The organism is Pseudomonas sp. TMB3-21 (assembly GCF_054898145.1).
Map to the genome: position 1 here is coordinate 2,926,537 of NZ_CM142718.1, position 19,013 is coordinate 2,945,549.

The 19,013-nt window shown below is 58.1% G+C and carries 20 protein-coding genes; 15 read left to right on the top strand and 5 right to left on the bottom strand.

Translation table 11 applies throughout. The features are described from left to right. The first annotated feature begins 83 nt into the window (after positions 1–83). The 3 genes from argJ (at position 84) to ACYZTS_RS13455 (ending at position 3,100) form a co-directional block, all read left to right on the top strand. The gene (gene argJ, locus ACYZTS_RS13445) at positions 84–1,301 is read left to right on the top strand and encodes a bifunctional glutamate N-acetyltransferase/amino-acid acetyltransferase ArgJ (protein ID WP_461989783.1); all 1,218 of its coding nucleotides are present in this window, start codon (positions 84–86) and stop codon (positions 1,299–1,301) included. A 219-nt stretch (positions 1,302–1,520) separates the two neighbouring features. After that, positions 1,521–2,153 carry a glutathione S-transferase gene (locus ACYZTS_RS13450; protein WP_461989785.1) on the top strand — a complete coding sequence of 211 codons (633 nt, stop codon included), beginning with the start codon at positions 1,521–1,523 and terminating at the stop codon, positions 2,151–2,153. Then, positions 2,150–3,100 (top strand): Nudix family hydrolase, encoded by a 951-nt coding sequence (locus ACYZTS_RS13455; protein WP_028621901.1) that lies wholly within the window; start codon positions 2,150–2,152, stop codon positions 3,098–3,100. Before ACYZTS_RS13450 ends, ACYZTS_RS13455 begins: the two co-directional genes overlap by 4 nt. Positions 3,101–3,204: 104 nt before the next feature. Here ACYZTS_RS13455 and ACYZTS_RS13460 read toward each other — a convergent pair whose 3' ends face one another. The 3 genes from ACYZTS_RS13460 to ACYZTS_RS13470 are packed head-to-tail and all read right to left on the bottom strand — an operon-like array spanning position 3,205 to position 6,788. Beyond that, entirely contained in the window at positions 3,205–3,786 is a 582-nt protein-coding gene (locus ACYZTS_RS13460; RefSeq protein ID WP_461989787.1) for a cob(I)yrinic acid a,c-diamide adenosyltransferase, read from the bottom strand. 2 nt (positions 3,787–3,788) lie between these two features. Then, entirely contained in the window at positions 3,789–5,825 is a 2,037-nt protein-coding gene (locus ACYZTS_RS13465; protein WP_028621903.1) for a sensor histidine kinase, read from the bottom strand. 45 nt (positions 5,826–5,870) lie between these two features. Beyond that, complete coding sequence (locus ACYZTS_RS13470; protein WP_461989789.1) at positions 5,871–6,788, bottom strand: putative 2-dehydropantoate 2-reductase; 918 nt, start codon at positions 6,786–6,788, stop codon at positions 5,871–5,873. A 140-nt stretch (positions 6,789–6,928) separates the two neighbouring features. Between ACYZTS_RS13470 and ACYZTS_RS13475 the strand changes: the two genes are divergently transcribed. Both ACYZTS_RS13475 and ACYZTS_RS13480 read left to right on the top strand, forming a co-directional pair. Then, positions 6,929–7,414: a YajQ family cyclic di-GMP-binding protein gene (locus tag ACYZTS_RS13475; RefSeq protein WP_028621905.1), complete on the top strand. Its 486-nt coding sequence runs from the start codon at positions 6,929–6,931 to the stop codon at positions 7,412–7,414. Positions 7,415–7,544: 130 nt separating this feature from the next. Continuing rightward, positions 7,545–8,387, top strand: coding sequence for a mechanosensitive ion channel family protein (locus ACYZTS_RS13480; protein WP_028621906.1), 843 nt, complete (start codon positions 7,545–7,547; stop codon positions 8,385–8,387). Between the two features lie 76 nt (positions 8,388–8,463). Here ACYZTS_RS13480 and ACYZTS_RS13485 read toward each other — a convergent pair whose 3' ends face one another. Then, on the bottom strand, positions 8,464–9,807 hold the full coding sequence (locus ACYZTS_RS13485) for an OprD family porin (RefSeq protein ID WP_461989792.1): 1,344 nt from the start codon (positions 9,805–9,807) through the stop codon (positions 8,464–8,466). A gap of 898 nt (positions 9,808–10,705) precedes the next feature. Between ACYZTS_RS13485 and ACYZTS_RS13490 the strand changes: the two genes are divergently transcribed. Beyond that, the gene (locus ACYZTS_RS13490) at positions 10,706–11,131 is read left to right on the top strand and encodes an HIT domain-containing protein (protein WP_461989794.1); all 426 of its coding nucleotides are present in this window, start codon (positions 10,706–10,708) and stop codon (positions 11,129–11,131) included. A 2-nt stretch (positions 11,132–11,133) separates the two neighbouring features. Beyond that, a complete protein-coding gene (locus tag ACYZTS_RS13495) occupies positions 11,134–11,340 on the top strand; it encodes a SlyX family protein (RefSeq protein WP_028621909.1) in 207 nt (68 codons plus the stop codon). 72 nt (positions 11,341–11,412) lie between these two features. On the opposite strand, the gene ACYZTS_RS13500 is transcribed toward ACYZTS_RS13495, so the two are convergent. Beyond that, positions 11,413–12,015, bottom strand: a complete 603-nt coding sequence (locus tag ACYZTS_RS13500) for a cold-shock protein (protein ID WP_028621910.1) — start codon at positions 12,013–12,015, stop codon at positions 11,413–11,415. Between the two features lie 308 nt (positions 12,016–12,323). Between ACYZTS_RS13500 and ACYZTS_RS13505 the strand changes: the two genes are divergently transcribed. The 8 genes from ACYZTS_RS13505 to ruvB all read left to right on the top strand — a co-directional run bounded on the left by ACYZTS_RS13505 (position 12,324) and on the right by ruvB (position 18,989). Beyond that, positions 12,324–12,794, top strand: a complete 471-nt coding sequence (locus ACYZTS_RS13505) for a Dps family protein (RefSeq protein WP_028621911.1) — start codon at positions 12,324–12,326, stop codon at positions 12,792–12,794. A gap of 250 nt (positions 12,795–13,044) precedes the next feature. After that, positions 13,045–13,383, top strand: a complete 339-nt coding sequence (locus ACYZTS_RS13510) for a ribbon-helix-helix domain-containing protein (RefSeq protein WP_028621912.1) — start codon at positions 13,045–13,047, stop codon at positions 13,381–13,383. Positions 13,384–13,514: 131 nt separating this feature from the next. Continuing rightward, positions 13,515–13,736, top strand: coding sequence for an FmdB family zinc ribbon protein (locus tag ACYZTS_RS13515; protein ID WP_010457489.1), 222 nt, complete (start codon positions 13,515–13,517; stop codon positions 13,734–13,736). A 105-nt stretch (positions 13,737–13,841) separates the two neighbouring features. Beyond that, on the top strand, positions 13,842–15,617 hold the full coding sequence (gene aspS / locus ACYZTS_RS13520) for an aspartate--tRNA ligase (RefSeq protein ID WP_461996437.1): 1,776 nt from the start codon (positions 13,842–13,844) through the stop codon (positions 15,615–15,617). A gap of 148 nt (positions 15,618–15,765) precedes the next feature. Next, the gene (locus ACYZTS_RS13525; RefSeq protein WP_028621914.1) at positions 15,766–16,512 is read left to right on the top strand and encodes a YebC/PmpR family DNA-binding transcriptional regulator; all 747 of its coding nucleotides are present in this window, start codon (positions 15,766–15,768) and stop codon (positions 16,510–16,512) included. Between the two features lie 159 nt (positions 16,513–16,671). After that, a complete protein-coding gene (ruvC, locus tag ACYZTS_RS13530; protein ID WP_028621915.1) occupies positions 16,672–17,196 on the top strand; it encodes a crossover junction endodeoxyribonuclease RuvC in 525 nt (174 codons plus the stop codon). 113 nt (positions 17,197–17,309) lie between these two features. Next, positions 17,310–17,927, top strand: coding sequence for a Holliday junction branch migration protein RuvA (gene ruvA / locus ACYZTS_RS13535; RefSeq protein WP_461989798.1), 618 nt, complete (start codon positions 17,310–17,312; stop codon positions 17,925–17,927). After that, positions 17,928–18,989 (top strand): Holliday junction branch migration DNA helicase RuvB, encoded by a 1,062-nt coding sequence (gene ruvB, locus ACYZTS_RS13540; RefSeq protein ID WP_028621917.1) that lies wholly within the window; start codon positions 17,928–17,930, stop codon positions 18,987–18,989. Positions 18,990–19,013: the final 24 nt, after the last annotated feature.

Sequence of the window (19,013 nt, forward strand, 5' to 3'; positions counted from 1 at the left end):
GCCACAGCCGTCGCGGCGTTTTGCCATTCAAACCACCGTTATCCCAGTAAGCGGTGCTGACCTCATTGATAAGGAGCGCATTCATGGCTGTTGGTCTTGGTCCTTTACCAACGTTGCACCCGGTTGCCGGTTTTGAACTCGGTATCGCCTCGGCCGGCATCAAGCGCCCGGGGCGCAAGGATGTCGTGGTCATGCGTTGTGCCGAAGGTTCCACGGTTGCGGGCGTGTTCACCCTGAATGCTTTTTGCGCCGCGCCGGTGATTCTGGCCAAGCAACGTGTGCAAGGCCCGGTGCGTTACCTGCTGACCAACACCGGCAACGCCAATGCGGGTACTGGCGAACCAGGCCTGGCCGCCGCTGAGAGCACCTGCGCAAAACTGGCTGAGTTGACCGGCGTCGACGCCAGCCTGGTGCTGCCGTACTCCACCGGCGTCATCGGCGAGCCGCTGCCGGTTGAGAAGATCGAAGGCGCGCTGCAGGCCGCTCTTGACGACCTGTCGGTGAATAACTGGGAAGCTGCCGCCACCGGTATCATGACCACCGACACGCTGCCCAAAGGCGCGAGCCGCCAGTTCCAGCATGACGGCGTGACCATCACCGTCACTGGCATCAGCAAAGGCGCGGGCATGATTCGTCCGAACATGGCGACCATGCTTGGCTACATCGCAACTGACGCCAAAGTCGCGCGCGATGTGCTGCAAGACCTGCTGCTGGACGGCGCCAACAAGTCGTTCAACCGCATCACCATCGACGGCGACACCTCGACCAACGACTGCTGCATGCTGATCGCGACCGGTCAGGCAGCATTGCCGGAAATCACCTCGGCAAGCGGTGAGCTGTTCGCCAAGCTGAAGCAAGCTGTATTCGAAGTGTGCATGGACGTGGCCCAGGCCATCGTCCGCGACGGCGAAGGCGCCACCAAGTTTGTCACTGTACAAGTCAACGGCGGCGGCAATCATCAGGAGTGCCTGGACGTCGGTTACACCGTCGCCCACTCGCCACTGATCAAGACGGCGCTGTTCGCCTCTGACCCGAACTGGGGCCGGATTCTGGCAGCCGTCGGCCGTGCCGGTGTACCGAACCTGGACGTGAGCAGGATCGACGTGTTCCTCGGCGATGTCTGCATCGCCAGCCGAGGCGCCCGCGCCGCGACCTATACCGAAGCCCAGGGCGCCGCGGTGATGCAACAGGAGGAAATCACCATCCGCATCGAGCTGGGACGCGGCGATTGCAGCGAAACCATCTGGACCACGGATTTGTCCCACGAGTACGTGAAGATCAACGCTGAGTATCGTACTTAACGCTTTCTAGACCGAGTCGTCTCATTCGCGAGCAGGCTAGCTCCCACAGGGATCTCAGTGAACACAGAATTTGCGTTGCTGCAGAATCCCCTCAGGGTTCTCCAGTGAACACAAAAGGTGCTTGCTGCAGAATCTAATGTGGGAGCGAGCCTGCTCGCGATGGCGGACTGCCAGTCACCACTCAGACTGGCTTGTTTCCTTCATCAAAAGGTCCCGAACATGAGCCTGCACCTGATCATCGGCGACAAACTGTATTCCTCCTGGTCCCTGCGCGGCGCGTTGGCCCTCGACCTGGCCGGCGCTGCTTACACCGAAGAGCTGATCAAACTCAACCAGCCCGACACCCGCGAACAACTGCTCAAGCATTCGCCCACCGCGAAAGTCCCGTTGCTGAAAACCGCACACGGCACCATCGCCGATTCCCTGGCGATTGCCGAATACCTTGCCGAACAGTTCCCCGACGCCCAGCTCTGGCCTGCAGACGTTGCGGCCCGTGCCCAGGCGCGTTCAGCCTGTGCGCAAATGCACAGCGGTTTTTTCGCGATGCGCAGCAACATGCCCTTCGACCTCAGTCACGACGCACCGCTGTCGCCAGTGCCGACTGAGGTGCAGACCGACATCGACCGCATGCTGGCGTTGTGGGCCGAGTGCCGCGCCGCCGCCAGCGAAAGCGGTCCGTTCCTGTTCGGTCGGCCAACTCTCGCCGATGCGTTCTTTGCCCCGATCGCCGTGCGCCTGCGTACCTATCAGGTAACGGTGTCCGACGAAGGCGAGGCTTACATCAACACGATCTATCAGTGGCCCGCCTTCAAGGCGTGGCAACAGGCAGGTCTGCAGGAGGTCGGGCAGTGAAACGAGTCCACGTAGCCGCCGCTGTCATCCGCGATGATCACGGCAAAATCCTCATCGCCCGCCGTGCCGATTCCCAGCATCAGGGTGGGCTGTGGGAGTTCCCTGGCGGCAAGGTCGAGGCGGATGAATCGGTCGAGATCGCGCTGGCCCGCGAACTTCAAGAGGAATTGGGAATTGCGGTCAGTGCCGCCCGCCCGTTGATCAAGATTCACCATGACTACCCGGACAAGCAGGTGTTGCTGGATGTCTGGGAAGTCTCGGCTTTTACCGGCGAGCCCCACGGCGCCGAAGGTCAGCCGCTGGAATGGGTGGCCCCGCGTGATTTGCCCAACTACGAATTTCCGGCTGCCAATCAGCCGATCGTCGCGGCGGCGCGCTTGCCTGCGCAATATTTGATCACCCCGGAAGACCTGGAAACGCCGGCGCTGTTGCGCGGCATTCAGAAGGCCATCGCCGGCGGCATCAAACTGATCCAGCTCAGGGCACCGAACGGCTACGACCCGAAATACCGTGATCTGGCGGTGGACGCGGCGGGGCTTTGCGCCGGCAAGGCACAACTGATGATCAAAGGCCCCTTCGAATGGCTGGGCGATTTCCCCTCGGCCGGCTGGCACATCACCTCGGCGCAACTGCGCAAGTACGCTGCCGCCGGACGGCCGTTGCCCGCCTCACGCTGGTTGGCGGCGTCCTGCCATAACGCTGAAGAGTTGGCGTTGGCGGAGCAGATGGGTGTGGACTTCGTGACCTTGTCGCCGGTGCAAAAGACCCGGACGCATCCGGAGGCACAGCCGTTGGGGTGGGGGCAGGCTTCGACCCTGATCGAAGGGTTCAGCAAACCGGTGTTCCTGCTCGGTGGTGTGGGCCCTGATGAGCAGGAGAAAGCCTGGGCGGCCGGGGCACAAGGTGTCGCAGGGATTCGCGCATTTTGGCCTGATTCTTTGGTGTAGTTGCTGGCCTCTTCGCGAGCAGGCTCGCTCCCACAGGGTTTGTGGCGTAGACAGATCCAATGTGGGAGCGAGCCTGCTCGCGAAAGTGGCTTTACAAGCGCGGGTTATTCCTGAGGCTTCACCGCCGCCTGCCAAAAAATCTCGGCCACCCCCTGCCGCTTGGCAATCACCCGCGCCACAACAAACAGCAAATCCGACAACCGATTGATATACGCCAAACCCACTCCGGCCAACGGTTCGACCGCGTTCAAATGCTGACACCGACGCTCGGCGCTGCGTGCCAGGCTGCGGCAAACATGCGCCTGGGCAATCAACGTCGAACCACCCGGCAGGATGAAATTCTCCAGCGGCCCCAGCTCCTCATTCCACACATCAATCGCCGCCTCCAGACGCTCAATCTCCGGAGTACTCAAGGCCTGATATTCCGGCATGGCCAATTCGCCGCCGAGATCGAATAATCGATGCTGGCACGGCGCCAACACCTTGATCACTTCCTCCAACCCTGGATAGACAGGCAATTCCACCGCCAATCCGGCCAACAAAACGCCGACCTGACTGTTCAGCGTATCGACTTCGCCGATCGCTTCGATGCGCGGATGGTCCTTGGGTACGCGGCGGCCGTCGCCCAGTCCGGTCTCGCCTTTGTCGCCGGTGCGGGTGTAAATCTTCGACAAGCGAAAGCCCATGGTTACCTCGATGATGGATTGAGTTCTTCAGAAACCAGCGGAGCGCTCGCCAGGGGGAGGCGCAGGGTGAAGCAGGTGCCTTGGCCCAGCGATGATTGCACTTCCATCTGGCCTTTGTGGTTGTTAGTGATAATGAAGTACGAAACCGACAGGCCAAGCCCGGTACCTTGGCCGATTTCCTTGGTAGTGAAAAACGGCTCGAAGGTGCGTTTGCGCACGTTTTCACTCATGCCAATGCCGTTGTCTTCCACCTGGATTTCCGCCCACGGCGGGTTCAACCGGGTGCGCAGGATAATTTTCCCCGGCTCCCGGTCATCTTCGCGCTGGTGAATGGCTTGCGCGGCGTTTTTCAACAGGTTGAGCAGCACCTGCTCGAGTTCGTTGGCGGTACCCGGTACCGGCCCCAATGCGGGATCGAATTGGCGAATGATGGCTTGGCCCTTGAAGTCGAAACCAATCGCCAGGTCAAAGTCATTGCCGGCAATTTCCACTGCCTGGTCGATCAATGCCGGCAAGTCGCAGGGCGCCATCTGCCGGGTGCTGCGGCGGCTGAAGCTGAGCATGTGCGTGACGATTTTCGCCGCGCGGGCGCCGGCCTGCTGGATACCGTCCAGCAGCTGCGGCACTTCGCGTGCCTGCAGGTATTGGTTCACGGTGTCCAGCTCAATGCCAACCAGTTCGGCTTGCTCAAGGTTTTTCGGCAGGTCGGAAGACAAGCGGCGGCGAATGTTTTGCACGTTGTGCAGGATTGCCCCCAACGGGTTGTTGATTTCATGGGCCATGCCTGCGGCGAGCCCCCCCACAGAGAGCATTTTTTCTGATTGCACCATCATTTCTTCCAGCGACAGACGCTGGGTGATGTCGTCGATCCGGATCACCACACCGCGCCCGGCACCGCCCATCAGTGGGTAGAACGTCAGCGCGTAGTGCTTCGGCTCTTCATCCTTGAACCAGGTGACGCGTTCGATTTTGGCCACCGTGTGCTGCTCCACGGTCTGCTTGAGCTGCGGCAAAAACGGCTTGAGCGGTTCGAAGGCGAGGAAGATCGGTTGATTCAACGCTTCGTCGAGGCGCGTGCCAGACAAGGCGCTGGCTTCCTGATTCCACTGCGTGACATAAAGTTGCTCGTCGAGAGCGATGAGCGCGGAGGGCATCGAGTCGATGATGCTATTCAGGTAATTCTGGAAACCGGTGAGTTTCTTCTCGATCTTGCTGCGCACCTGGACTTCGAGTTCCAGCTTGCGGTTGGTGTGGCGGGTTTCCTCGGCCAGGCCCTGAGCCTGGTCATACGCGGCCTGGGAGTCGTCGCGAGCGCGTTTGAGCTGGTGCTCCCGGGCTTCGATGCGCGTGAGCATCGTATTGAACGCTTCGGCGAGACTGCCGATTTCATCGTGATTGCCGCGCGAAGCCCGCAGTGCGTAGTTCTCCTCGCGAGTGACCTGCCGGGAGAGCTCTTCCAGCTGATGGATCGGTCGGGTGATCAGCCGTTTGATCTGTCGGGCGATCACCATCCACAGCAGCACGCTGAAGATCAAAATGCCGAGACTGGCGGTCAGGGTGCCGGTGTAAAACGCCATCGGGAGTTCGCTGCTGGCCACCAATAACAGATGGCCAGGCGCCGTGCCGGGGCGGGGCAGGGTGATGATCTGATTACTGCGAAACTCAGTGGCCTGCCAGGATTCGATCTGCCGGTAGTGGCTCGGCAGTCTCAGTTTTTCGCCGTTTTGCAGTTGCGCCAGACGTTCACCCTGGCCGTCATAAAGAGCGGCCGCGCGCAGCGGAGAATAACTGTTGAGTTCGTTGAGCAGACGTTCGGCGCTCTGCGGCGATTCGAGTGCGTCGGCAATCAGGCTCGGGTTGGAAACCAGCCGGCCAATGGTCTGCAGGGCCTGCGGCGCCATGCTTTCCTGGGAGATGTAATACGCGGCACTGATAAAGGTCAGGTTGGCGACCAGCAGGACAGTGGTCAACAGCACCAACAGCGCGGCCAGGAGTTTCTGGCCGACCGGTAGATTTTCAAGACGCTGGCGCAGTGGCATCAGGTTTTTCGCTGCAGAGGAACAAGTGGCCAGCGTAGCCGCTGCTCAGTCGCTGGGCAATCCAAGGCTTTGCAGATGATGGATCAGTCGCTGTTGCAATTGGTTGAGGTGCGGCAGATTCAGTTGGTGGCGTGCAGCGACTTTGCAGGCATGTCCCAGCAAATAGCTGATTTCGGTGCGTCGGTGGTTGCTGACATCCTGATACATCGAGGAATAATTGGCGGCGGTGGCGTGGATCACTCGCTCAACTTCCTGCTGCAAGTTTTCTGCGGCGGCCGGCTGACCGCAACGCTCGAGCAATTCAGCGAGCTCGGCGCAAAGCGTGGCTACTTCGCATTGATGATCCTGCAAACCGCCGTTGCGGCAGTTGTGCAGCACGGTCAGCGGATTGATCGCACAATTGAGCGCCAGTTTGCGCCATAACCGGGTGAGGATGTCGGGGCTCCATTCGTGAGGAATGCCGGCGGCGGCGAGGTCTTCGAGCCAGATCGGTGCGACCGGATGGCTGGCGTCCCCCAACCAGGTGTAGCCGTGGCCGGCGAACACCACGCGCCATTCGCCCTCGCGAAACGCGCCTTCAGTGCTCGAAGCGCTGATGCAGCGCGCTTGCGGCAATTGCGCCGCCACCGCGTCCTGACTGCCCAAACCGTTTTGCAGCAGGATGACCTCAGCGTCCGGCGCCAGCCGCGGGGCCAGTTGGGCCACAGCTTTCTCGGCATCGTAGGCTTTGCACGCGACCAGCAGACGCTGAATAGGCTCGCCGCTGTCGGCCGTCTCGGCAGGGACAGCGTAGGTCGTCGCTTTGCCATGCTCCACCAGCGTCAGACCGCCTGCCGCCTGATAAGCCAGCAACCGCGCCGTGTCCCGCACGATCAATCGCACCGGGTGTCCGGCCCGGGCCAGACGTGTCGCCCACAACGTGCCAAGACTGCCGGCGCCCAGAACATGCCAGGGGGTGGACATCAGCTTTTTGCTCTGTTTGAGGCGCGCATTCGAGGCTCACAGTGAATGATCGGAAAGACCCGTTATAATCAGCGCGGATTTTAACCGCAAGCCAGGCATGTTCGATCAACATCGAACGCGCCCTTTACTGGAGAGATTACATGCCGTCGTTCGACGTGGTATCCGAACTGGACAAACACGAAGTCACCAACGCGGTGGAAAACGCCGTCAAGGAACTCGATCGTCGTTATGACCTGAAAGGCAAAGGCACCTTCGAATTCAAGGAAAAAGACCTCACCGTCAACCTGACCGCTGAAGCCGATTTTCAGCTCGAAGCGATGATTGAGATCCTCAAGCTGGCGCTGGTCAAGCGCAAAATCGACGTGCAGTGCCTCGAAGTCAAAGACGCCTATGCGTCGGGCAAGTTGATGAAGCAGGAAGCTGTCTTGAAGGAAGGCATCGACAAGGAGCTGGCGAAGAAGATCGTTGCTCACGTCAAGGATGCCAAGCTCAAGGTGCAAGCTTCCATTCAGGGTGAACAAGTACGTATTACCGGCAAGAAACGTGACGATCTGCAGGAAGCGATTGCCGCCCTGCGCGCCAAGACGTTCGACATGCCGCTGCAATTCAACAACTTCCGCGACTGACTGCTCAGCCGAAACCTCTCGGCGTTTTCGGCGTCCGAGGCCCAAGTAACAGCGGGCAATGGTTGAGCCTCCGGGCTCGACCTTCTGTCGCTCATTTTTTGCCGGGTAGCCGGAAATCAGGAGAACGTAAATGGATTTGAATGCTGAAGTGGATCACCTGGTCAAGGCGTCCCAAGCCTGGATCCCGATGTTGATGGAATACGGCAGCCGCGTCCTGCTGGCCGTCATCACGCTGGCCATCGGCTGGTGGTTGATCAACAAGGTGACGCAGAAGCTGGGCGGTCTGCTCGCACTGCGCAATGCCGACCTGGCACTGCAAGGATTTATCAGCAGCCTGGCGAATATCATCCTCAAGGTGTTGCTGATTGTCAGCGTAGCTTCAATGATCGGTGTGGAAACCACCTCATTCGTGGCCGCGATTGGTGCGGCGGGTCTGGCCATCGGCTTGGCCTTGCAAGGTAGCCTGGCGAACTTCGCCGGTGGCGTGCTGATTCTGCTGTTCCGTCCGTTCCGCATTGGAGACTGGATCGAAGCGCAGGGTGTGTCCGGCACCGTCGACAGCATCCAGATCTTCCACACCGTGCTGCGCACGGGTGATAACAAGACCATCATCATGCCTAACGGCAATCTGTCGAACGGCATCATCACCAACACCAATCGTCAGCCAACGCGCAAAGTTGTATTTGATGTGGGTGTGGATTACGAGGCGGATCTGCAGAAGGCCCGTGAAGTATTGCTGGACTTGGCCAAAGACTCCCGGATTTTGTCTGATCCAGCGCCGGAGGCAGTTATTTCTACCTTGGGTGACAGTTCCATTACGGTATCACTGCGGGTGTGGGTGAAAACTGCGGACTACTGGAGTGTGATGTTCATGTTCAATGAGCAGGCGCGAGATCGTTTGAAAGCTGCCGGTATCGATATTCCGTTCCCGCAACGCGTGATTCGTGTGGTTCAGGAATCGGCAGTGCAGTAAGCAAAAAACAGGCAATAAAAAAGGCCCATCCTAAGATGGGCCTTTTTGTTTGTTATCGCAAATTAACTGCTTGCGATTACAAGATCGACAGCGGGTAGTCAACGATCAGGCGGAACTCTTTGACGTCGCCTTCGCCTTCGTCAGCATTAGCGAAGTGCCATGCTTGACGAGCGCGGAAGGAAAGGTCTTTAGCCGGGCCACTCTGAATAACATACTTGGCTTCGAAGTTGGTTTCGTTGTGCTTGCCATCTTCGCCATACACGCCAGTGTAAGCGCTCCCCGCTGGAGTGTTGGTGCCGTCGATGTCCCAGCCTTTCACGTAACGGGTCATGAAGCTCAGACCTGGAACGCCGTACTCAGCCATTTTCAGGTCGTAACGAATTTGTGCAGATTTTTCGTTCGGACCGTTGAAGTCGGAATACTGGATGGAGTTTGCGAGGAAGATCGAGTCGCCACCGCGGTTGTTCTTGCCCACACCGATGTAGTCGAACGGAGTGTCGCCGTTAACTTTTTGGAAGCCAACAGTGACGGTGTGCGCTTTCAGGAACGAGTAAGCGGCTGCCAGGGAGAACGTTGTGTTGCTGATGGAGCCCGCTTCGGCGCTGCCTTCGTCGGTGGTACGGTAGATGTTACCGTCCAGGTTCAGAGACTGATCTGCACCCATTGGGATGGTGTAGTTCAGGTTCGCGTAGTACTGGTTCCAGATGTCTTCCAGCTTGGCGCCGTACAGGGAGGCGCTCAGGTTTTCGGAGATGCCGTACTTGCCGCCGAAATAATCGATGTTTTTGGCTTCAACGCCAGCGTAGGTTGCGTACAGGCCGCCGTCGCGAGCGTTTTTATCCTGGCTGGAAGCCGAGTAAAAGTGACCTGCTTCCAGATCAAGGTCCTGGATCTCGCTGCTCTGCAGCTGGAAGCCAGTGGCGGTTTGCGGAAGGATACGGGAGCCGCCAACAGCAAACACCGGCGCGGTGCTTGGCTGCATGTCGCCGAATTTCAACTCGGTTTTGGAAACGCGTACTTTGACCGACGCGCCGGCTTTACCCTGGCTGTCGTTGACGTCACGACCGTTGGGACGCACGGTATCGCTGCGGCTCATGTTGCCGGAGCCGCTGGTGCCGTCGCCGCCATCCAGTTTGATTGCCAGGTAACCGTATGCATCAACGCCGACACCAACTGTACCTTGGGTGTAGCCGGAGCTGAAGTTGCCGAGCAGGCCTTGAGTCCAGTCTTTCTGGTCCCGGCCGCGGTCTTTGTTATCACGGTTGAAATAATAGTTACGCACCAGCAAATCGAGTTTAGCGTCTTCAACAAAGCCTTTGGCTTCGGCCTGGTCGCTTACGAAAGGTGCGGCTGTTGCCAATTGGGAACTGGCTGCTGCTGCAACTGCCAGTGCGATCATGCTCCACTTCATCACGCGCATCGTGATTTGCTCCTTTGGTTTTTAGAAGAGTACTGCCGTCCCACCTGTTTTTTTATCTGGGCGGCTCTTTCTTTTTGTGTCGACGCAAACTTATATCACGCCGACCCTGTTGGCGATACTTGCTAATCTGACCCTACAACTTCTTTACGACACTGTCGCAAACTGCTGGCTGGACGTCGCAAATCTGCAGCCCGATGCAATGGCTTTCAACAGCTTCAGCGCTGTTTTTCCAGGCTTGAGCATCGGTAAAAAGAGTCCCTTGCAACGCGTGTGAATCTCCGTCGGGCAGCCCTGCCACGTTTATTTATTTGCCTTCGAACAATCCACTTCCAGCGGATGCTTCAGAGGCGATATGTGGGGTAATGCAACAAGCGTGCTCAAATCAGAATGCACCCCATGTTTTTTTCAAAAAGCCTGCTCGTCACCGTAAAAACCCCATAAAACCGGGGGTTACACGCCATTTTTAATCCTGCTTGACGGCGTCCTTGTCAGTGTGATGGTCAATCACAGTTGACTGGCCGACCGCGAAAAACGTTACCGGTTCACCCCTTCGGTGAGTAAAAGGCGGATGCCTGCCGCACTGAGCGTAGACGCACTGTGCGGTTTTGGTGCAAAAAAAATTCACGTTTAATCCCGGATACACAGGATGCGGCCGGCAGGTCCACGGGAGCAGCGCGCGATTTACCTGTTGCTTTGCACGTGCATCCGGTAACACAGGTACTGAAATGGTGCGTCTGCAGTGATAATGGCTCATGTCGGGGCGTGACTTGCACCCCTGTCACTCGCATCATCCGTGAAGCTGAAACCGTTCGCAGGTATGCTGACAGCCTGTCGCTTGGTGCGCCGTCTCGCAGGGTCGATGCCAGGCTGAAATTGATGACCAGACGGAGTGCGCACAGTGTTCGCCTTAGATCCACGACTTCAACAAGACACATTTGCGATCGGAGACTTTCCACTCAGCCGATTGCTGTTGTCCAATGATTCGAATTATCCATGGTTCATCCTGGTGCCGCGTCGCGAGAATATCAGTGAGATATTTCAGTTGGATATCGCCGATCAGCAGCAGCTGTGGCAAGAAACCACGGCGTTGGCGCAAATCCTCAAGGAATCGTTCGACGCCGACAAGTTGAATATTGCGGCGTTGGGTAACATGGTCAGCCAATTACATATGCATGTCATTGTGCGTAAGCGTGATGATGCCGCCTGGCCTGCGCCGGTCTGGGGCAAACATGCAGCCATACCGTGTGGCGCAGAGCAGGTCGAAGCAATTCGCGAGCGACTGCGTCTGGTGCTGACCGATGACTTCACCTTTCTGGAGGGTTGACCATGAGTCTGGAAGATCGCGTAACCGACCTGGAAAGCCAGTTGGCGTTTCAGGATGACACCATCCAAGCGTTGAGCGATGTGCTGGCAGTGCAGCAGCGTGCAGTGGAGCGCCTGCAACTGCAAATGGCGGCACTGCTTAAACGGCAGGAAGAAATGGCCGGGCAGTTCGAAACCTTCGAGGAAGAGGCGCCACCGCCACATTATTAGCCTCAGGCACCCGCTATTTATAGCCGGGCGTAAAAAAACCGCGACGAGTCGCGGTTTTTTTTCGACCTTGAATCAGCGTCGCGGCAGAGCAGCAATCACATCTTCGGCTTGCAGGCCTTTGTCACGATTCATCACGGAGAACTCCACGCGCTGGCCTTCGACCAGAACGCGATGGCCTTCGCCACGAATGGCCCGGAAGTGTACGAAAATATCATCGCCGGAGTCGCGGGAGATGAAGCCGAAGCCCTTGGACGTGTTGAACCACTTGACGGTGCCGGTATCGCGGTTGCTCATGTCATAGCTTGGCGAAGCGGCGGCCGGTGATGATTTGTAGAAACTGATGGCCAAATGCAAAAGAACGGCAATCAGGGCGACGACGAGGCTGAACAGCACGGCCGGTTGACCGGCGATGAACGGCATCGGCGCGAGCAGTGCCAGGGTTTGCAACGCCACCGCCAGTACCAGCAAGACGCTGACGAGGATTTGCAATTGGTGGCGCGGGCCTTTGTTCCAGTAAGGAATGACAGGTGCGAGGGTGAGGTTGAGCAGGCCGAAGAAGGCCAGATAAAGTGCATCGGGTTGCTGCAGGTAAGGTACGGCGTCGGATCCCAGACTCGGGATGAAGGACAGCAGCAAGGCTGCTGCGCCCATTAGCAGGTGGACGATTTTTAACATTTTGATTAACTCACGTTAAGACGGATCACAAGGAAGAGCTGATGACGCACGGTTCGCTTCAGAACAAAAAGAGGCGTTGGACACGTACGCGGTATCAGCCTATGCGCAGCGCCCGGAAAAAGAGGCACTAGCGACACGCTGCCTATTTAACAGCAAAGCTTGCGGCTACTCAAATCAGGCGGTCCAGCGGTGTTCTGCGGTCAATTTGTCGCAGCCCGGGATGGCATCCAGGGCTGCAGTGTGGCGACAGGCTTGCTAGAGTGGGGCTGCACCTGTTGGATGAATTCGATCACCTTTAGGGGAAAAACATGGCAATTGATATTGGTATCAGTGAAGAAGATCGCAAGTCCATTGTTGATGGGCTTTCGCGTCTGCTATCGGACACTTACGTACTTTATTTGAAAACCCATAATTTCCACTGGAACGTCACGGGTCCCATGTTTCGGACCCTGCACTTGATGTTCGAAGAGCAATACAACGAGCTGGCGCTGGCCGTCGATTCGATCGCCGAACGTATTCGTGCGCTCGGCTTTCCGGCCCCTGGCGCTTATTCGGTTTATGCACGCCTGTCTTCGATCAAGGAAGAAGAGGGTGTGCCAAGCGCTGAAGACATGATCAGGCAACTGGTGGAGGGTCAGGAGGCGGTCACGCGTACCGCGCGCGGTATCTTCCCTCTGCTCGACAAAGTCAGCGATGAGCCGACGGCCGACCTGTTGACCCAGCGTATGCAGGTTCACGAGAAAACCGCGTGGATGTTGCGCTCGCTTCTCGATCAGTAACGGCGGTGCGCGAATGATGCCCACGGGCGTTATTCGCGCAATCGTTTTATCCACTGCCGGTTGAATGAATCTTCTCATGTTTGTGTAGGAAATCGTCTGGACTAGGACGCTCTCCACTATCCGCCCCAAGTTGTTGGCTTATCCTACGTTGACGGTCATAAAGTCATCTGGAGATAACTTCGCGCCTGCGTTTTTATAGGACTGGCAACAGAGTTCTTGAAACCGGAATTGGCAAAGGAGTGTCAGCGATATGGTTTATGAAGATGGACGAAAAGCAAACCGGGTCGGATCATTCAAGGATGCGAGAGTCGATCCGTTTATCCGGGAATTCGATATGGGCCTGGCGCAGCCGTTGTCGCGATCAGTGCGCTTGAATGGTTTTGCCACGTGTCTGCGGCTTGAGCAGGTTTATTGGGACATTCTCGCCGAAATGGCCAAGGTCAATTGTTGTTCGATCAGTTCGCTACTGTCGCACGTGGACCGTGAAGTGCACTTGCGGCACGGTGGCGTGAAAAATTTCAGCGGGCTGGTGCGGGTTGTCTGCGTCGTCCATAGCCTCAAAGAAGGAAATGACGTGATCACGGCCTGACCAGGTGACAGCAGCGAGTGTCAGTCTGTGCGGACTTACGGCTGCACAGGCTGCATTTAATGGATATAATCCCGCTCTTTGCCGCAAAACCCAGCGTGCGCGGTAGCAATCTGATCGCCGAGACAACCCCCATGCCGATGTACGACTATCAATGTGCTTCCTGTGGTCATCAGTTGGAAGCCATTCAAAAGATCAGCGCAGCACCGCTGGTCGACTGCCCTGCCTGTCAGGCGCCAGAGCTTAAAAAGATGCTGTCCATGCCGGGTTTCCGCCTTAGCGGTACCGGCTGGTACGAGACCGATTTCAAGACCGGTTCCAAGAAGAACCTTGCCGGCGGCGACAAAGCTGACTAGGGCCTGGAGCCGAGTTGAACCACACGTGCGGGTTCTTGCATCGTCCAGCAGCGGATGGTGCAAGGCCTCCAACCGAATTTCGAATTACGAGAAGTGACCACGACCATGATGCGCAGCCATTATTGCGGCCAACTGAACGAAAGCCTGGAAGGCCAGGAAATTACCCTTTGCGGATGGGTTCACCGTCGCCGTGACCACGGTGGGGTGATTTTCCTCGATATCCGTGATCGTGACGGTCTGGCCCAGGTGGTGTTCGATCCTGATCGCGCCGAAAGCTTCGCCGCCGCTGATCGCGTGCGCAGCGAGTACGTCGTGAAAATCACCGGCAAGGTCCGTCTGCGTCCGGCCGGTGCCACCAACGCCAACATGGCGTCGGGCATGATCGAAGTGCTGGGTTACGAGCTGGAAGTGCTGAACGAGTCGGAAACCCCGCCGTTCCCGCTCAACGAGTACTCCGACGTCGGCGAAGAAACCCGCCTGCGTTATCGCTTCCTCGACTTGCGTCGCCCGGAAATGGCCGAGAAGCTGCGTCTGCGTTCGCGCATGACCACCAGCATCCGCCGCTTCCTCGATGAAAACGGTTTCCTCGACGTCGAAACGCCTATCCTGACCCGTGCCACGCCGGAAGGCGCACGTGACTATCTGGTGCCGAGCCGTACTCACGCCGGCAGCTTCTTTGCCTTGCCGCAATCGCCGCAGCTGTTCAAGCAGTTGTTGATGGTGGCCGGCTTCGACCGTTACTACCAGATCGCCAAGTGCTTCCGTGACGAAGACCTGCGCGCCGACCGTCAGCCGGAATTCACCCAGATCGACATCGAGACCAGCTTCCTCGATGAAAAAGAGATCATGGGCCTCACCGAGCAAATGATCCGCAACCTGTTCAAGGAAGTGCTGGACCTTGAGTTCGGCGAATTCCCGCACATGACCTTTGAAGAAGCCATGCGCCGCTACGGTTCCGACAAGCCAGACCTGCGTAACCCGCTGGAACTGGTGGACGTGGCCGATCAGCTCAAGGAAGTCGACTTCAAGGTGTTCAGCGGCCCGGCCAACGACCCGAAATGCCGTATTGCCGCCTTGCGCGTTCCAGGCGGGGCGAGCATGCCGCGCAAGCAGATCGACGATTACACCAAGTTCGTCGGCATCTACGGTGCCAAGGGCCTGGCGTACATCAAGGTCAACGAGCGCGCCAACGGTGTTGAAGGCCTGCAGTCGCCAATCGTCAAAAACATTCCGCTGGAAAACCTGAACGCGATCCTGGATCGCGTGGGTGCGGTCGATGGCGACATCGTGTTCTTCGGTGCCGACAAGGCCAAGATCGTCAGCGAAGCCTTGGGTGCGCTGCGTATCAAGCTGGGCCACGACCTCGACCTGCTGACCTGCAAGTGGGCGCCGATGTGGGTCGTCGACTTCCCGATGTTCGAAGAAAACGAAGACGGCAGCTTCAGCGCCTTGCACCACCCGTTCACCGCTCCGAAATGCACGCCGCAAGAGCTCGAAGCCAACCCGGCTGGCGCTCTGTCCCGTGCCTACGACATGGTCCTGAACGGCACGGAACTGGGTGGCGGTTCGATCCGTATCCACCGCAAGGAAATGCAGCAATCGGTGTTCCGTCTGCTGGGTATCAACGAAGCGGAACAGGAAGAGAAATTCGGCTTCCTGCTCGACGCCCTGAAATACGGCGCGCCGCCCCACGGTGGTCTGGCCTTCGGTCTTGACCGTCTGGTGATGCTGATGACCGGCGCACAGTCGATCCGTGAAGTGATCGCGTTCCCGAAAACCCAGAGTGCTGCCGATGTGATGACGCAGGCGCCGGGTGTGGTGGATGCCAAGGCTTTGCGCGAGCTGCACATCCGTCTGCGCGAGACGCCGAAGGCTGAGTAAGGCTGCTGCGTGAAAGCGCGATGAGGTTTTAGGCAGTCTAAAAGGCGCATCTTCGGATGCGCCTTTGCGTTACAAGAGCTGCACTTTAAAAGATAAGACCGCCTGGGGCGGGATCGATAAGGTTTCTAGAGAATTTCGGAGTTGTGTTATGGCTGGCCATTCCAAGTGGGCGAACATCAAGCACCGCAAAGAGCGTCAGGATGCCAAGAAAGGCAAGATTTTCACCAAGTGGATTCGTGAACTGACCGTTGCCGCGCGTCAGGGCGGCAGTGATCCGGGTTCCAACCCGCGCTTGCGACTGGCGCTGGACAAGGCCCTCGGCGCCAACATGAGCCGCGACATCATTGATCGTGCGGTCGCTCGCGGTGCCGGCGCAGCCGATACCGACGACATGGTCGAACTGACCTATGAAGGTTACGGGCCGGGCGGCGTGGCAGTGATGGTCGAGTGCATGACCGACAACCGCAATCGCACCGCAGCGGCTGTCCGCCATGCCTTCAGCAAGTGCGGCGGCAACCTCGGCACCGATGGCTCCGTGGCTTACCTGTTTGAGCGCAAGGGGCAGATTTCCTTTGCTCCGGGCGTTGATGAAGACGCGTTGATCGAAGCGGCCATGGAAGCGGACGCTGATGACGTGGTGACTCATGAAGACGGGTCGATTGACGTGTTCACCTCGTTCGCCGGTTTTTATTCCGTGCGTAACGCGCTGGATGCGGCCGGGTTCAAAGGCGATGATGCGGAAATCGTCATGCTGCCGACAACCAGCGCCGAACTGGATCTGGAAGGTGCAGAGAAAGTCCTCAAACTGATCGACATGCTTGAAGACCTGGATGATGTGCAGAATGTGTATTCCAACGCGGACATTCCGGAAGATGTGGCAGCTCAGCTAGGCTAAAGGGCGACCAAGATCCAATGTGGGAGCGAGCCTGCTCGCGAATGCGAACACTCAGGCAGCAACTCTGCTGAATATGAAATCGCCTTCGCGAGCAGGCTCGCTCCCACACGGGTTCTGCGTGTATTGAAGCATCGTGCATTTATTTAACCTGCAGGCCTTATGACTTTAATTCTTGGCATCGACCCCGGTTCGCGCATCACCGGTTATGGCGTGGTTAGCGACACCGGGCGTGGCTGTGTATACGTGGCGTCCGGGTGCATTCGGACCGGCTCCGGCGAGCTGCACGAGCGGCTGCAAATCGTTTATCGCAGTGTCCGTGAAGTCATCCAGACCTACGGCCCGGTCACCATGGGCATCGAAAAAGTGTTCATGGCGCGCAACGCCGATTCTGCGTTGAAACTCGGTCAGGCGCGCGGCGCGGCGATCGTTGCCGGCGCCGAAGAAAGCCTGGAAATTGCCGAATACACCGCGACCCAGGTCAAGCAGGCGGTGACCGGCACCGGCGCGGCGAATAAAGAGCAGGTGCAAATGATGGTCATGCACATGCTGAAGCTGACCAGCAAACCGCAGATCGATGCGTCGGACGCCCTGGCGATAGCTATTTGTCATGCCCACACTCGCTCCAGTCTGTTACCGCACGGCTTGGGCGCCGCACGCAGTCGTGGCGGGCGCCTGCGTCTCTGATAGCATCAGCAGTCATTTTTAAGGAATGAGGAATTTGCGCCTGGGTCGTCGGCGCAATTCCTTGTTCTGTCAGTCGCCAGCCCTAGGCTGGCCAACGCTCAAGGATCTGAAACGTGATTGGACGCTTGCGCGGCACCTTGGCTGAGAAACAGCCGCCGCACCTGATTCTGGATGTAAACGGTCTGGGGTATGAGCTGGAAGTGCCCATGACCACGTTGTATCGCTTGCCGTCGGTCGGCGAACCGCTGACGCTGCACACCCATTTGGTCGTACGCGAAGACGCGCAGTTACTCTATGGTTTCGCTAGCAAGCGTGAGCGAGACTTCTTTCGTGAGTTGATCCGTCTCAATGGGGTAGGGCCAAAACTGGCGCTGGCCTTGATGTCGAGTCTTGAAGTTGATGAACTGGTGCGTTGCGTGCAATCCCAGGACACGTCGGCCCTGACCAGGGTGCCGGGCGTGGGCAAGAAAACCGCCGAGCGTTTGCTGGTGGAGCTCAAGGATCGCTTTAAAGCGTGGGAGACCGTGCCGGCGATGTTTGCCCTGGTGCCAAACCAGCCGGGCGGGCCGGATGCGCCGGTAGCGGTCGCCACTGCCGAAAACGACGCAGTCAGCGCGCTGATTTCTCTGGGCTACAAGCCACAGGAAGCCAGCAAGGCGATTTCCGCGATCAAAGAGAAAGGCTTGAGCAGTGAAGACCTGATTCGCCGTGCCCTGAAGGGAATGATTTAAGTGATTGAAGCTGACCGTCTGATTGCCGCCACGCCGGCCCCCCGTGACCGTGAAGAGGTGCAGGACCGGGCGATTCGTCCTGTCAGCCTGGCTGAATACATTGGTCAGCCGACCGTTCGCGAGCAAATGGAGCTGTTTATCCAGGCGGCGCGCGGACGCAACGAGTCGCTGGATCACACGCTGATTTTCGGCCCGCCAGGCCTGGGTAAGACCACGCTGGCCAACATCATCGCGCAGGAAATGGGCGTTTCGATCAAGAGCACCTCCGGCCCGGTGCTTGAGCGGCCCGGTGATCTGGCAGCATTGCTGACCAACCTCGAGCCGCACGATGTGCTGTTTATTGATGAAATCCATCGTCTGTCGCCGATCGTCGAAGAAGTGCTGTACCCGGCAATGGAAGATTTTCAGCTCGACATCATGATCGGTGAAGGGCCTGCAGCGCGCTCCATCAAGCTGGATCTGCCGCCGTTCACTCTGGTTGGTGCAACCACCCGTGCCGGCATGCTGACCAACCCGTTGCGCGATCGCTTCGGCATCGTTCAGCGGCTGGAGTTTTACAGCACGGCCGACCTCGCAACCATTGTCAGTCGCTCGGCTACCATCCTCGGATTGCCACTGGACCCGGAAGGCGCCTTTGAAATCGCCCGACGCGCCCGTGGAACTCCGCGCATCGCCAACCGTCTGTTGCGACGGGTGCGCGATTTTGCCGAGGTCCGGGCCAAGGGGCACATTACCAAGCCGATTGCCGACCTGGCCCTGAATCTTCTGGATGTCGACGAACGTGGTTTCGATCATCAGGATCGACGCCTGCTGTTGACCATGATCGAGAAGTTCGATGGCGGGCCGGTCGGGGTGGACAGTCTCGCCGCGGCGATCAGCGAAGAACGCCACACCATTGAAGACGTGCTGGAGCCCTATCTGATCCAGCAGGGTTACATCATGCGCACACCGCGGGGGCGGGTGGTTACGCGACATGCCTATTTGCATTTCGGCTTAAACATTCCGTCACGATTGGGCGAGATGCCCGTGGTAGACGAATTCCTCGATGCAGTGGACGATTAATTAACTTTTGCGTGATGAATTTTC